We start from the raw sequence: 13,143 nt of genomic DNA, 5'->3' as shown, positions 1-13,143 counted from the left end.
CGGTGGGGGTGGTGGCCGGGCCGGGCTCGGTGATCGCCTGGATGACGGCTTCGCGGGCGATCCGGGCGGCTTCCATGTCGCGTTCGGCCTCCGGCGTGGCGATCAGGGCCAGCGTGGTGCCACGACCGGCCGCGTGGACGACGCGCGCCGCCCGCTCCTCCGGGACGCGGAGCCGACCGGCCAGGGCGACACGGTGCACCAGCCCGGCGAGGATCTCCGCGGCCTGCTTGGCCCCTTCGGGCTCGGCACCCGGTCGCGGGCTGCCGTAGATCAGGGAGTAGAGAGCGGGCTCTGCCAGACCGAAACCGACGTGCGCGTCCCAGCCGCGCCGCAGGTCGTCCACGGGATCCCCGCTGGGCGTGATGCGGCGCTTCTCGGCGATGTACGACGTGAGCCCTCGGCTGGCCACGGCGTCCAGCAGTCCCTGCTTGTCTCCGAACAGCCGGTAGAGGATGGGCGCCTGCACGCCTGCGGCCTTGCAGACGGCCCTGGTCGAGACGGCGTCCCTGCCTTCACGCGCCAGCAGGTCCGCTGCGGCGTCGAGGATCGCGTCCCGCTTGTTCGAGCTAGGCATGTAACGATGCTAACAGGCATTCCCCCTTACCGATAAATCATCTGCTAACAACATCTTGTTATCGTCTTCTCGACAGTGCTAACTTGATTCTGTTAGCAGTTGAGCAAGGGGGAAGTTCATGGATACCGCATCACGTACCGCCATCGTCACCGGGGGCTCACGGGGGATCGGCCGCGCCGTCGCCGCCAGGCTCGCCGCGGCGGGCCAGGACGTCGCCGTCGTCTACGCCTCCAACGCCAAAGAGGCGGACGCCGCCGTCGGCGAGATCGAGGCGGCCGGCGCCCGCGGCATCGCACTCCAGGCCGACGTGGCCGACGAGGACGCGATCGCCGCCGCCTTCGACACCGTCGAGCAGCGCCTCGGCCCCATCGACGTCGTCGTCAACGCGGCGGGGATCATGGCGCTGCAGCCGATCCGGGAGCTGGACCTGGCCCAGCTGGACCGGCAACTGCGCACCAACGTGCGGGGCACGTTCGTCACGGCCAAGGAGGCCGCCCGCCGGATCCGTCCCGGCGGCGCCTTCGTCGCCTTCTCCACCAGCGTCACCCGCCTGCACCTCCCGGCCTACGGCGCGTACGCCGCGACCAAGGGGGCGGTGGAGGCCCTCATCCCGATCCTCGCCAAGGAAATGGGCGACCGCGACGTCACGGTCAACGCGGTGGCGCCGGGCCCCACGGCCACGGAGCTGTTCTTCGAAGGCAAGTCACAGCAGCTCATCGACCGGATCGCCGGCCTGAGCCCGCTGAACCGGCTCGGCACCCCGGAGGACATCGCGGAGGTCGTCGCCTTCCTCGCCGGGCCCGGCCGCTGGATCAACGGCCAGATCGTGTTCGCCAACGGCGGCGCATCCTGACTCCGCACCAGCCATCCAGAAGGGACGCTCATGGAGACGCACACCACCACAGCGCAGCACACCGTGGACCGGCCCCATGCCGGCCGGTTCGTCGCCTACACCGCCATCGCGGCCGTGGTGGCGGCGGCAGCCGCCTACACCAGCACGGCCCTGGGCCTGGAGGCCTGGGTCATGTTCGCGGGCTGGGTGGCCTGGTTCACCCGGCCGACCTCGGTCCGCCTCGGCATCCACGCCGTCGTCTGCCTGTGGCTCGGCATGGCGCTCGCCGTGCTGGGGCACACGATCGTCGGGCTGGCCACGCCCTTCGCCGGCGCCGCCGCGCTGCCGCTCGGAGTCTTCGTCTTGGCCTCCGTCGCGGTCGGCCTGCGTACGACACCCGTCGTCAACAACATGCTCGCGTGGTTCGTGGGCCTGGTCACCTTCTTCGCCGCGGAGCCCGAGCACATGCTCCCCGGTTTGCTCACCCTGATCGCCGGCACCGCCCTGGGGGCCGTCGCCGGCTTCACCTGCCAGCAGTTGCAGCACCGGTTCGCCACGTAGCGGCCGGAGCCGGGGGCGGCGTGCCGTCCCCGGCTCACCGTGCCTGACCGACATGAAGGGCGGATCAGCCATGCTCCTCATCCCACGTACCGGCGGGCGCATCAGAGCCGCCACCGCTGTCCTCTGCGTCATGGCCGTGCTGCCCGGCTGCGCCACACCGGAGCCCGGCGCCGCGCCCGCGCAGGACACCACGCCGGAGCCCGGCGCCGCGCGGAACAGCACGGCGCAGGTCACCACGCCGGAGCCCGGCGCGTCAGCGAGCGGCACGGCTCGGGTCACGCGCGGGCTGGTCCCCGGAGAGGTCACGGAGATCGCCCGCGGCCTGGCCATGCCGTGGGGGCTGGCGTTCCTCCCGGACGGCTCCGCCCTGGTGTCCGAGCGGGCCTCGGCCCGGATCCTGCACATCCGGCAGGGCCGGAACCCCGCGCCGATCGGCACGGTCCCCGGCGTCGAGGTGAGCTCCGAGGGCGGCCTCCTCGGGCTGGCCGTCTCGCCGGCCTTCGACAGGGACCACACCGTCCACGCCTACGTGTCCGCCTCGCCCACCAACCGCGTCGTGGCACTGCGCCTCGCCCCCGACCTGCGCTCCCTGCGCCAGGAGCGGGTGATCCTCGAAGGCATCGAGACCGCCGACCGCCATCACGGCGGGCGGCTGCGCTTCGGGCCCGACGGCAGCCTCTGGATCGGCACCGGCGACGCCTTCTCCCCCGAGAACGCGGCCGACGACGAGTCACTGAACGGCAAGATCCTGCGGATCCGCCCCGACGGGTCCATTCCGCCGGACAACCCCTCGGGAACCGCCATCTACTCCAGCGGCCACCGCAACGTGCAGGGCATCGCGTTCGGCGCCGACGGCACCGCGTACGCGTCCGAACTCGGTCACAGGACCTGGGACGAGCTGAACGTGCTGCGCCCGGGACGCGACTACGGGTGGCCCGAGTCGGAAGGGCGGAACGGCTCGCACGGCGAACGCCCGATCTTCACCGTTCACCCCGACGACGCCTCGCCGTCCGGCATCGCCATCGCGGGCGGAGCCGTGTGGATGGGCGCGCTCGGCGGGCAGCGGCTCTGGCGCCTGCCCGTGGACGGGCCCAGAGCGGACGGCGACCCGGTCGCCTACTTCATCCAGCGTTACGGACGGATCCGCACGGTGGAACCGGCGCCCGACGGCTCCTTGTGGATCACGACCTCCAACACCGACGAAGCGACGTGGGGCGGCACCGACCCCCGGCCGGGCGACGATCGTATCCTGCGCGTCGAACTCGTCCGTCCCGCCTCCTGACCCTCCATCACGAACGGAGAACCCACCATGTCCACCGTCCTCATCACCGGGGCCGCCACCGGCATCGGCAACCTCACCGCCCAGGCGCTCACCCGGGCGGGGCACACCGTGTGGGCCAGCATGCTCGATCCGTACGGGCGGAACGACGGCCACCGCCGTGAACTGCTCGACGTCACCGCCGGGTACGACGGGGCGCTGCGCGTCATCGAACTCGACGTCACCTCGCAGGAGTCGGCCGACGCGGCGGTCGCCACCGTGCTGCGGAACGGCGGCGACTTCGACGTCGTGATACAGAACGCGGGGCACCTGTACGTCGGATACACCGAGGCGTTCACCGCCGAGGACGTCACCCGCCTCTTCGACATCAACGTCATCGGCGCCCACCGGGTGAACCGGGCGGTCCTGCCCCATCTGCGCGGGCGCGGCGGCGGCACCCTGCTGTACGTCGGCAGCACCATCATCGTCACCACGCCGCCCTTCCTCGGCCCGTACGCGGCGTCCAAGGCGGCGTTCGACACCCTGGCGGTGGCCACGTCGTACGAGGCGAACCCGTTCGGCATCGAGACCTGCATCGTCATGCCCGGCGCTATCACCAAGGGCACCCAGCACTTCCCCAACGCCACCCGAGCCGGCGACTCGACCGTCGCGGCCGCCTACGCCGAGCTGGACCCGATGGTCGCGCGCAACGAGGAGGTGACCTCCGCGCTCTTCGTGCCCGGAGTCGACCCGAGTCCCGTCGGGGTCGCGGAGGAGATCACCCGGATCCTGGCCCTTCCGCACGGCGCCAAGCCGTTCCGCAGCGTCGTCGACTACACCGAGTCCGGCGTGGACGCGGTCAACGAGGTCGCTCGCGGCACGCGCGAGGGCTTCGTCCACCGCATGGGGTTCGGCGAGCTGCTGACCCCGCGGCCACAGCGGAGCGCCGACACCGAATCCGAGTGACGACGGTCTCTGTCGCTCGGCACGGTCCAGGGGTCGATGAGCTCGTCCGTGCCGGGCGGCGAACGGTCCCTGGCGAGTGCTCCCCGCGACAGGAGCCGCTGTCGAACGACGGAAACGTCTGGGAAACTCGCCCGCCGCGACGATACCGGCCATGAGAGACACGCTAAGAATGCGAGGAAGATCCGCGAAGCGGCGCGCCGCCGTGGCGTCGGCCGGCGTGGCGAGCGCACTGCTGCTCTCGGGCTGGGCCGCGCCCGCCGCGGGCCAGCCCGCCCAGGCACCCGCCGTCCGAGCCGCCGCGTCCACGGCGGACGCCTGCACCCCCGGGCAGCCGCCGGAGTCACCGGAGCTCAAGCCCACCACGCCCGAGACGCTGGAGCAGGTCTACCGCTGCATCCTCGCCAACTCCTACGCGGGCTCGGCGATGGACCACCGGGACCTGCTGGCCGCCGGCTTCGCCGCCTTCACCCAGGAGCTTCACCGGCGCGGCATCGACCAAGCGGACGTCACCACGCCGCCCATGAGCGGCGACCGCGACCGCGACTGGCAGGCCTTCATCGACGTCTACGAGCGGGTGGAGGCGGACGGCGACGTGCAGCAGGCGCTCGCCGCGGCGGTGGTGAACGGCATGGTCGCCAGCCTCGACGACAACCACGCCAAGTGGGTGCGCCCCGAGCCGGGCGAGGACGGGCCACGCGGACTCGGCATCTCGGTGTCGGGAGCGCGCAGGACGAATCTCGACCCGGCCGCCACCGAGCCGCTGTTCGTGACCGAGGTGATCGGGGACAGCCCGGCCGCCAGGAGTGGTGTGCGTCCCGGCGACGTGATCGTCTCGGTCGACGGCGCGCCGCCCTTCCTCGGCGGAACGCTCTCCGAGGGCGTCATCAGCCGGCTGTCCGCCACCGACGGCGAGCCGGTGCGGCTCACGCTGCGGGACCCGGCGAGCGGACGCGAGCGTACGGTGTCGGTCGAGTTCGGGCCGCTCGACCCGCCACCGCTGAAGGCGTCGGGCAAGGTGGTGGACGGCGACGTCGGCTACGTCGAGCTCCCCGGGTTCTACCGGGGCTCGGCCGACGACACGCTGGCGGAGGTGGAGCGGCTGCGTGCGGACAAGGAGCTCCGCGGGCTGGTCCTGGATCTGCGGGGGAACATCGGCGGAGGGACGAACGAGGTCTCCCGGCTGCTCGGCGCGTTCGCCCACGGCAAGATCACCAGCTACCAGTGCGACGTCCACGACGAGTGCACCGCCACGCGTACCGACGACAGCGTCCCCCTGCTGGGGCTTCCCCTCGTCGTGCTGATCGACCGCGCCTGCGTCTCCGCCGGCGACGACTTCAGCGCCGCGGTCAAGGGGCTGGGCATCGCCCCTCTGGTCGGCACCCGCACCGCGGGCTTCGTGGCCGGCTCGGCGATGACGTACCTGCTGAACGACGGCAGCGTGCTGGCGATGCCGTCGCTGCACCACCGCGGACCGCACGGGGAACTGATCAACACCATCGGCGTCCCCGCCGACCACCAGGCCCCGATGACCCCCCGCGATCTGTCCGCGGGCCGCGACCCCGCCCTCGCCAAGGCCCTCACTCTGCTGAAATGAGGCCGCTGCGGAGCGAGTGCGGGTGTCGAGCAGTGACCTCGTCGAGGGTCAGGTGAGCTGGGCGAGGGCCTCTTCGGCGGCCAGGCCGCCCGCGGTGGCCAGGGCCAGGTTGGCCAGGGAGGCACGGTGGGCGTCGTCGTCGGCCGCGGCGACGCCGTCGGAGATCACGTGCACGGTGAAGCCGAGGTCGGTGCCGTGCCGGGCGGTCTGCTCGACGGTGAGGTTGGTGGCCACCCCGGTGACCAGGAGCGTGGTGATGCCCCGCGCGGTCAGCCACTCGGGCAGGCCGCTGGCCGCCAGCCCGGAAAGCCGCTGGTTGTCCACGACGGTGCCCTGACCGGCCTGCGCGGCCATCTCCGGGATGATCCGCGTTCCCTCGGCGTCGGGCCGGAAGGCTGCCTGCGCCTCGCCGACCGACCCCATGAACGGGGTGTTGCGGACGAGGGCGCCTTCGCCGTCGGGCACCGTGAAGCGGGTGAAGACGACCGGCACACCGCGCGCCATGGCCGCGTCATGGAACGCCGCGGCCCGGCCGACGACGCCGCTGCGCTCGACGGGTTCGGCGAGCATCCCGCCGAAGAACCCTTCCGTTTGATCACGTTGACCTGCCAGTGCAGGGCCAGGACAGCGGTTGTGCCGAGCAGGAGAGACATGATCAGATTCTGCCCCGGCAGCGGCCGAACCGGGCGGTTTCCGCTAAAACCGGTGGTTCATGCCCCGGCGGGTGCGGAGGCGGTGGACGCGCGGTAGACCATGGACACGGGGAGAACGACGTCCTTCGGAGACGTGGACGCGATGCGTTCGAGGAGGAGGCGGACGGCGGCCGCCCCCGCGTCGGAGAACGGCATCCGGACGGTCGTCAGCGGCGGGATGGTCCTGGCGGCCACCGGATGGTCGTCACAGCCGACGACCGAGCAGTCGTCGGGGACGGACAGCCCGCGCTCGTGCAGCGCGTTGAGCACGCCGACCGCCATGAGGTCGTTCTGGACGTAGATCGCGGTGATGCCGGAGGCCCGGTCGAGCAGCCGGTGGGTGGCGGCGTAACCGCCCTCGACCTCCCATGCGCCGTCCTCGACGAGGAGGGGATCGTAGGGCAGGCCGTGTCCGGCCAGCACCTCGCGGTAGACGGCGGTGCGCTGCTGCGCGCTGTGACGCTGCTGGAGGCCGGTCACCATGGCTATCCGGCGATGGCCGAGCGAGAGCAGGTGGCGGATCGGGAGGGCCGCGGTGCCCTCGGACTCGGGGGTGACGGTCGGGACGCCGCCGCCGGCGATGTCGTGCAGGCTGACGGCGGCCGGCCCGGCACGCAGCAGCCGCCCGACCTCCTCATCCTCCTCGGTGGCCGGAGCGTTCATGATGATGCCGTCGACCCGGCGCTCCATCAGCACGCGCAGGTAGCGCACGCAGTCGGAGCCGTCCGGCTCGAGACTGCTGAGGATCACGCTGAGGCCGTGCCGCCGTGCTTCGCGCTCGATGCCGACGAGGGACAGCGCCGGCGTCGCGTTGCTGAAGTCGACGGTGATCACTCCGAGGGTCAGGGAGCTGCGTGACTGCAGGCTGCGGGCCAGCGCGTTGGGGATGTAGCCGATTTCCTCGGCGGCCTCGATGATGCGCTGGCGGGTGGCAGGGGCGACGGCGCCCTTGCCGTTGAGCACCTTGCTCACCGTCTGGAAGCTCACGTTGGCACGCGCGGCGACGTCCCTGAGCGAGGCCACGGGGTCACCTCCGGAAGGCGAACGTTCGCATACGGCGGCGACACGCCGCTGCCGGACAGCGCAATTGTGCCACACAGCCAGGTCGGTACGGCTCCTCGACCGCCGCTTCTGGGGGGTTGACGGAGGCGGGTGGGGTGACACAGCATAGGCGAACGTTCGCCTAACGGTCTGAACGCGCTTGCCCCGTTTGTTCATCGCTCCCGCATCGGTCCCGGCGGGAAGGAGAGGACCTCCATGACGACGTTCGGCCGTCGGCGATTCCTCGGGCTGTCCGGTGCCGCTCTCGCGGGCGCCCTCGGCGTCGCCGGGTGCACCCGTAGCTCGGAGCAGGAGGCCGCCACAGCGGCCGGAGGCGACGTACTGCGCTGGTGGGATCACTTCCAGCCGCTGAAACCGCTGAACGAGCGCATCTTCGCCGAGTACGGCAAGGCCAACCCGGGCGTCCGGGTCGAGCACGAGGTGTACAACCCGAACGAGATGGGCCAGGCGCTGCAGCTGGCGTTCAAGAGCAACCAGATCGCCGACGTGCACACGATCGCCGGCCTCGGATCGTCCGAGGCGTCCCTGGTCGCGAGCGGCTGGTTCGCGCCGCTGGCGGGACAGGACACGATCCGCGCCAAGCTCCCCGCCGACACCCTGCTCGAAGGGCTGCACGTCTTCGACGGCAAGCTCTACACCTTCCCCTTCTTCACCGCCCGGCAGTACGCCACGCTCAACTGGTTCAACCGCGAGCTGGTCGAGAAGGCCGGCGGCGACCCGGACAACGGCCCGGCGACCTGGGACGAGTTCCGCTCCCTCGCCGCGCGGATCACCAAGGACGGCGGCGGGCAGGCGTACGGCTGGATCCAGGGCCTGCAGTTCCACGAACGGCTGCAGAGCCACGTGATCGAGCTGGCGATGTCCGCCGGCGCCCCGCTCGCCATGACCCCGGGGGCGAACGAGATGGGCCTGGTGGACCCGCGGACCGGCGACTACGCCTACGCGGGCGACCCGTTCGTCCAGACGTTGGAATTCCTGCTGTCCCTGGTCCGCGACAAGGTCGTGTTCCCCGCGTCGACCTCGCTGGACGCCAGAACCGCCCGGGCGAGGTGGGCGACCGGGGTGGCGGGCATGTTCTTCGACGGGTCGTGGAACATCGGCGTCGTCAACGGGCAGTTCAAGCAGTTCATCGGCAAGGTCGGGGTCGGTCCCGTCCCGTCGCCGGCCGGCAAGCCGGTCCTCTACGGCGCACCCGCCCCGGGCCAGCTGTTCGTGTCCAGCCAGTCCGAGCACGTGAAGGCGGCCTCCGAGCTGCTCGCCCGGTTCACCGGCCCCGAGTTCTACAAGGCGCTGGCCACGTACATGGACCAGGTGCCCCTCGACCTGGAGGCCGTGTCGACGGCGGACGTGCACCCCACGTACAAGCGCGCGGTCGAGCTGTTCGGCCAGGCCGTACGGCTCGCGCCCAGCCCCATCGTCCGCAACCCCGCCGTCGCGCAGGTGATGACCGAGATGAAGGAGCCGCGGCCCACGCTCGGCGAGATCACTCAAGGCATCCTCAGCGGCGAGCTCACCGACATTCGCAGGACGTTGCGCGAGCACGCCGGCAAGCTCGCCGCCGAGCGGGAACGCGCCACGCAGGTCGTCTCCAAGAAGGGCGTGAAGGTGAGCCTGGACGACTGGAAGTTCCCGAACTGGCGGCCGGGCGAGGACTACACGGCGGAGATGTACCAGACCTCATGAGCAGCGTCACCCGAAAGGTCCCGGCCCGCCGCCGGGGGCTCGCCGCCAGGATCTGGTCGGAGCGGTGGGCCTACGCCTTCCTGCTGCCCACCCTGCTGTTGTTCGGCGCGTACACGGTCTGGCCGATCATCTCCAGCCTGTACTACTCGATGCTCGACTGGAAAGGCCTGGGCGCCGAGCGGCCGTTCGTCGGCCTGGACAACTACCGTGAGGCGTTCGGTGACCCGCTGTTCTGGAAGTCGCTCGGCATCACGCTGACGATCATCGCGGTGACCGTGCCGCTGCGGGTCGGGCTGAGCCTGCTGATCGCGCTCGTCCTCAACAACCCGAGGCTGCCGCTCGCCCGGTTGTTCAGGACCGCGCTGTTCGTCCCCGCGGTGACGACGACGGCGATCATCGGGGTGGTGATGGGGTTCATCTTCGACCCCGCCGGCGGCCCGGTGAACCAGTTGCTGCTCGACCTCGGGATCGTCGACCAGCCGGTCGACTTCCTCGGCGACCCCGCGTCCTCCCTGTGGACGGTGATGGGCGTCCACATGTGGAAGTGGTTCGGCATCACGCTCGTCTACTGGCTGGCCGCGCTCCAGACGATCCCGGCCACGGTCTATGAGGCCGCGAAGACGGACGGGGCAGGGAACTGGGCGGCGCTGCGCCACGTGACGCTTCCGCTGCTCAGGCCCTTCCTCATCATCATCCTTCTCCTCACGGCCATCGAGACCATGCAGATCTTCGACCTGGTGCTGACGATGACCAACGGCGGGCCGTTCTTCTCCACCCTCGCCACGGAGGTCTACATCTACCAGCAGGCCTTCGCCAACTCCACGCCCCGGCTCGGCTACGGGGCCGCGCTCGGCGTGCTGTTCGGGCTCGTCACGCTCGCCTTCGCCGCGCTCCAGGCCGTCGGCATCCGCTACGCCAACCGCGCGAGGAGCAGCCGATGAGCGCCCCCCGTGGCCGCCGGGCCACGCGCCGCCGCCTCGGGATCTGGGCACAGGTGATCGTGCTCGCCGTCATCTGCGTGGTGTGGATCTACCCGCTGCTCTGGATCGTCTCGGCCTCCCTGAAGGACTCGCTGGGGGTCTTCTCCGGAGGGCTCGGCCTGATCCCCGACTCGTTGCACTTCGAGAACTACGCGCGTGCCTGGCGGGACGCCGACTTCGGGCTGTACACCGTGAACAGCGTGCTCATCACCCTGGGGACGGTCGCGCTGGTCGTGCTGCGCTGCGCCCTGGCCGGCTACGTCATCGCCCGCAGGAACTTCATCGGCAAGCGCGCGGTGGTCGCCGTGCTGGTCGCGACGCTGTTCGCGCCGCAGGGGCTCACCATCATCCCGGTGGTCGAGCTCAGCGACCTCATGGGGCTGCTGAACTCGCGCACCGGCATCGTCCTCGCCCTCGCCGGCACCGGCCACGTCGCCGCCGTCCTGCTCTACGCCGGCTACTTCAGCCGGGTCCCGCGCGAGCTCGAAGAAGCGGCGATCATGGACGGCGCCGGCTTCCTGCGTACGTTCTTCCGGGTCATGCTGCCGCTCGCGGGACCGGTCACCGCCACGGTGGGCGTGATGACGTTCCTGGCGGCCTGGAACAACTTCTTCCTGCCGCTGGTGTTCACCTTCAGCCGCCCGGACCTGCGCACGCTCTCGGTCGGCATGCTCGCCTTCCGCGGCACCAACTCCACCGACTGGTCCGGCCTCGCCGCCGCGGGCACCATCTCGCTGGTCCCGCTGCTCCTCGTCTTCCTCGCGCTCCAGCGTTACTTCGTCGAAGGCATCGCCGGGGCCGTGAAGTCCTGACGCGTCCACCCTCGAATGAGAGCCATGAACCGACCGAACATCCTGCTCATCTGCACCGACCAGCAGCGCTTCGACGCGATGGGCGCCTACGGCAACGACGAGATCGACACGCCCAACCTCGACCGGCTGGCGGGCCAGGGCGTGCTGTTCGACAACTGCTACGTGCAGTCGCCGGTCTGTGGCCCGTCGCGCGCCAGCCTGATGTCGGGCCGCTACGTCCACGCGCACGGCGCCTGGGCGAACGGCGTCGGGCTGCCCGCGCACGAGCGCCTGTTCTCGCGCTCCCTGGCCGACCACGGCTACGACTGCGGCCTGGTCGGGAAGTTCCACGTCGGCGGCGCGTGCTTCGGCGGCCGTCTCGAGCCGCGGCTGGACGACGGCTTCCGCGTGTTCCGGTGGGCACACGACCCTTACCCCGGATCGTCCGAGAACGCCTACCACCGGTGGCTGCGGGCCGTACGGCCGGACCTGTACGAGGCCGCCGCCCAGGCCGGTTCGGGGACCGGCTTCGACACGCTTCCGACGGAGTTCCACTACAGCCGGTGGATCGGCGACGAGACCATCGACTACCTGCGGCGCTCGCGTGACGCGGACAAGCCGTTCTTCTTCGTGGCCAACTTCTTCGACCCGCACCACGGGTTCGGCGCGCCGAAGGAGTACGTCGACCGCTACCGCGGCAGGGCTCTGCGCGGCCCGGTCACCCGGGACCAGGAGCTCGCCGGCAAGCCGCCCGTGCTGACCGAGGCCTCGCACCGCTCCTACGCCGGCCACGCCCGCGGCTACACGGAGTACACCGGATCCGAGCTCCACGACGTCAGAGCCGCCTACTACGCGATGGTGAGCCTCGTGGACGACGAGGTCGGCAGGATTCTCGCCGCACTCGACGAGGAGGGCCTGGCCGAGGACACCCTGGTCGTCTTCACCAGCGACCACGGCGAGATGCTCGGCGATCACCAGCTCATGCTGAAGGGCCCGATGATGTACGAGTGCGCCGTCCGGGTCCCGCTCGTCATGCGCTGGCCGGCCGGGTTGCCCGCCGGTGAACGGCGGGCCGAGCTGGTCCAGTGGGTCGATCTGGCGGCGACGTTCCTCGCGGCCGCGCAGGCGCCGCCGCTCCCCGGCGGGCAGGGGCTGAACCTCCTGCCACTGGCCCGCGGCGAGCGGGACGCGCCGGTCAGGGGCTGGGCGCTGTGCGAGTACCGCAACAGCGGCCACCCGTACGACGAGCCCGTGCACACCACGATGCTCAGGCACGACCGCTGGAAGCTCGTCGTCTACCATGGCGCGCCGTCGACGACCCGAGCGCGCTCCGGCGAGCTGTACGACCTGGAGGCCGACCCGGCGGAGCTGGACAACCTGTGGGACGACCCGGCTCACGCGGTGGCCCGGCTGGAGTTGCAGGAACTGCTGCTCGACGTCCTGGTCGCCACCGAGGACCGTAGCCGGCCGCGGGACGCGTACTGGTGAGGACCGAGGCTAGGGCTTGAAGATCTCCCCGGTCTCCTTCCACCCCCGGTAGGTCGTGGTGAACACGGACTCGTAGCTGCCGCTGCCCTCCACCGGGACCTTCCAGGTCAGGACGAACTTCGCCGGACGGTTGTTGGCGTCGATGGTGAGCTTGTACTCGAGGTAGGAGTTGTCGTCCGAGCCGCCCTCCTGCCAGCCGCCCAGCAACATCCGCAACCGGCCACTCGTCCTGGCCGTGGGCAGGACGCCGGAATAGGTCCGGCCTTTCCTGCTCATCTCAGTGGAGTGCAGGACCAACTGGTGGATGACGGACGGCCCGGCCATGCCCGCGACCATCAACGCGTACCCCTTCGCGCTCCCGGGCCGCTGGTCCGTCAGGCTCATCGCGGGGGCTCCCGGTTTGTCGTCGTACAGGTCCCCGCCTGCGACGACGTAACGAGCCCTGGGCGCGTCGAAGGGGGTGACCCGCATCCTGAAGTCGTCCTCGGCCGGGGCGTCGCGGGTCAGGACACCGCCACTCGCCTTCGCGGAGACGCTGCTCTGCGTGAAGGCGCCGGTGAAGGAGAAGGTGGCGGCCGGGGTCGCGCCGAGCGCCAGATCGAGGGCGGCGGCCAGCTCCGCCGCGGTCTCCGGCGCGGCGCCGGACGGGGTGGCGGACGGGG

General features: G+C 71.1%; 13 protein-coding genes. 9 read left to right on the top strand and 4 right to left on the bottom strand.

Going from position 1 to position 13,143, the window contains the following annotated elements; genetic code table 11:
• On the bottom strand, positions 1-574 hold a 574-nt coding region (locus E1292_RS45730), incomplete at its 3' end, for a TetR/AcrR family transcriptional regulator (RefSeq protein ID WP_132606057.1).
• 118 nt (positions 575-692) lie between these two features.
• On the opposite strand from E1292_RS45730, the gene E1292_RS45725 reads away from it, so the two are divergent.
• From E1292_RS45725 to E1292_RS45705, 5 genes are all read left to right on the top strand, one after another.
• Positions 693-1,427, top strand: coding sequence for an SDR family oxidoreductase (locus E1292_RS45725; protein ID WP_132606056.1), 735 nt, complete (start codon positions 693-695; stop codon positions 1,425-1,427).
• Between the two features lie 30 nt (positions 1,428-1,457).
• Complete coding sequence (locus E1292_RS45720; RefSeq protein ID WP_132606055.1) at positions 1,458-1,967, top strand: DUF1097 domain-containing protein; 510 nt, start codon at positions 1,458-1,460, stop codon at positions 1,965-1,967.
• 70 nt (positions 1,968-2,037) lie between these two features.
• Entirely contained in the window at positions 2,038-3,249 is a 1,212-nt protein-coding gene (locus E1292_RS45715) for a PQQ-dependent sugar dehydrogenase (protein ID WP_220447387.1), read from the top strand.
• 27 nt (positions 3,250-3,276) lie between these two features.
• Positions 3,277-4,191 carry an SDR family NAD(P)-dependent oxidoreductase gene (locus E1292_RS45710; protein ID WP_132606054.1) on the top strand — a complete coding sequence of 305 codons (915 nt, stop codon included), beginning with the start codon at positions 3,277-3,279 and terminating at the stop codon, positions 4,189-4,191.
• A 169-nt stretch (positions 4,192-4,360) separates the two neighbouring features.
• A complete protein-coding gene (locus tag E1292_RS45705) occupies positions 4,361-5,785 on the top strand; it encodes a S41 family peptidase (RefSeq protein WP_132606053.1) in 1,425 nt (474 codons plus the stop codon).
• A 48-nt stretch (positions 5,786-5,833) separates the two neighbouring features.
• Here the strand turns inward: E1292_RS45705 and E1292_RS45700 are convergent, their stop codons facing one another.
• Together E1292_RS45700 and E1292_RS45695 are read right to left on the bottom strand one after the other, a co-directional pair.
• Positions 5,834-6,355 (bottom strand): cysteine hydrolase family protein, encoded by a 522-nt coding sequence (locus tag E1292_RS45700; protein ID WP_246090828.1) that lies wholly within the window; start codon positions 6,353-6,355, stop codon positions 5,834-5,836.
• Between the two features lie 140 nt (positions 6,356-6,495).
• Positions 6,496-7,500, bottom strand: a complete 1,005-nt coding sequence (locus tag E1292_RS45695) for a LacI family DNA-binding transcriptional regulator (RefSeq protein WP_165975086.1) — start codon at positions 7,498-7,500, stop codon at positions 6,496-6,498.
• A 234-nt stretch (positions 7,501-7,734) separates the two neighbouring features.
• Here E1292_RS45695 and E1292_RS45690 point away from each other — a divergent pair, with 234 nt between their 5' ends.
• The 4 genes from E1292_RS45690 to E1292_RS45675 are packed head-to-tail and all read left to right on the top strand — an operon-like array spanning position 7,735 to position 12,481.
• Complete coding sequence (locus E1292_RS45690; protein ID WP_132606051.1) at positions 7,735-9,222, top strand: ABC transporter substrate-binding protein; 1,488 nt, start codon at positions 7,735-7,737, stop codon at positions 9,220-9,222.
• Positions 9,219-10,163: a carbohydrate ABC transporter permease gene (locus tag E1292_RS45685; RefSeq protein ID WP_132606050.1), complete on the top strand. Its 945-nt coding sequence runs from the start codon at positions 9,219-9,221 to the stop codon at positions 10,161-10,163. Before E1292_RS45690 ends, E1292_RS45685 begins: the two co-directional genes overlap by 4 nt.
• Complete coding sequence (locus tag E1292_RS45680) at positions 10,160-11,014, top strand: carbohydrate ABC transporter permease (RefSeq protein WP_132606049.1); 855 nt, start codon at positions 10,160-10,162, stop codon at positions 11,012-11,014. Before E1292_RS45685 ends, E1292_RS45680 begins: the two co-directional genes overlap by 4 nt.
• A gap of 24 nt (positions 11,015-11,038) precedes the next feature.
• A complete protein-coding gene (locus tag E1292_RS45675; RefSeq protein ID WP_132606048.1) occupies positions 11,039-12,481 on the top strand; it encodes a sulfatase family protein in 1,443 nt (480 codons plus the stop codon).
• Between the two features lie 9 nt (positions 12,482-12,490).
• Here the strand turns inward: E1292_RS45675 and E1292_RS51900 are convergent.
• Positions 12,491-13,143 (bottom strand): hypothetical protein (locus E1292_RS51900; protein WP_165975085.1); only part of this gene is annotated, 653 nt, incomplete at its 5' end.

The organism is Nonomuraea deserti (assembly GCF_004348685.1).
GTDB classification, from domain to species: Bacteria; Actinomycetota; Actinomycetes; order Streptosporangiales; family Streptosporangiaceae; genus Nonomuraea; species Nonomuraea deserti.
This window is presented reverse-complemented; position numbering and strand designations above follow the sequence as displayed.

Excerpts from the sequence above, each read along its gene's own strand:
- E1292_RS45725 (WP_132606056.1), top strand. The coding sequence starts at position 693 with ATGGATACCGCATCACGTACCGCCATCGTCACCGGGGGCTCACGGGGG.
- E1292_RS45720 (WP_132606055.1), top strand. The coding sequence starts at position 1,458 with ATGGAGACGCACACCACCACAGCGCAGCACACCGTGGACCGGCCCCAT.
- E1292_RS45715 (WP_220447387.1), top strand. The coding sequence starts at position 2,038 with ATGCTCCTCATCCCACGTACCGGCGGGCGCATCAGAGCCGCCACCGCT.
- E1292_RS45710 (WP_132606054.1), top strand. The coding sequence starts at position 3,277 with ATGTCCACCGTCCTCATCACCGGGGCCGCCACCGGCATCGGCAACCTC.
- E1292_RS45705 (WP_132606053.1), top strand. The coding sequence starts at position 4,361 with ATGCGAGGAAGATCCGCGAAGCGGCGCGCCGCCGTGGCGTCGGCCGGC.
- E1292_RS45700 (WP_246090828.1), bottom strand. The coding sequence starts at position 6,355 with ATGCTCGCCGAACCCGTCGAGCGCAGCGGCGTCGTCGGCCGGGCCGCG.
- E1292_RS45690 (WP_132606051.1), top strand. The coding sequence starts at position 7,735 with ATGACGACGTTCGGCCGTCGGCGATTCCTCGGGCTGTCCGGTGCCGCT.
- E1292_RS45685 (WP_132606050.1), top strand. The coding sequence starts at position 9,219 with ATGAGCAGCGTCACCCGAAAGGTCCCGGCCCGCCGCCGGGGGCTCGCC.
- E1292_RS45680 (WP_132606049.1), top strand. The coding sequence starts at position 10,160 with ATGAGCGCCCCCCGTGGCCGCCGGGCCACGCGCCGCCGCCTCGGGATC.
- E1292_RS45675 (WP_132606048.1), top strand. The coding sequence starts at position 11,039 with ATGAACCGACCGAACATCCTGCTCATCTGCACCGACCAGCAGCGCTTC.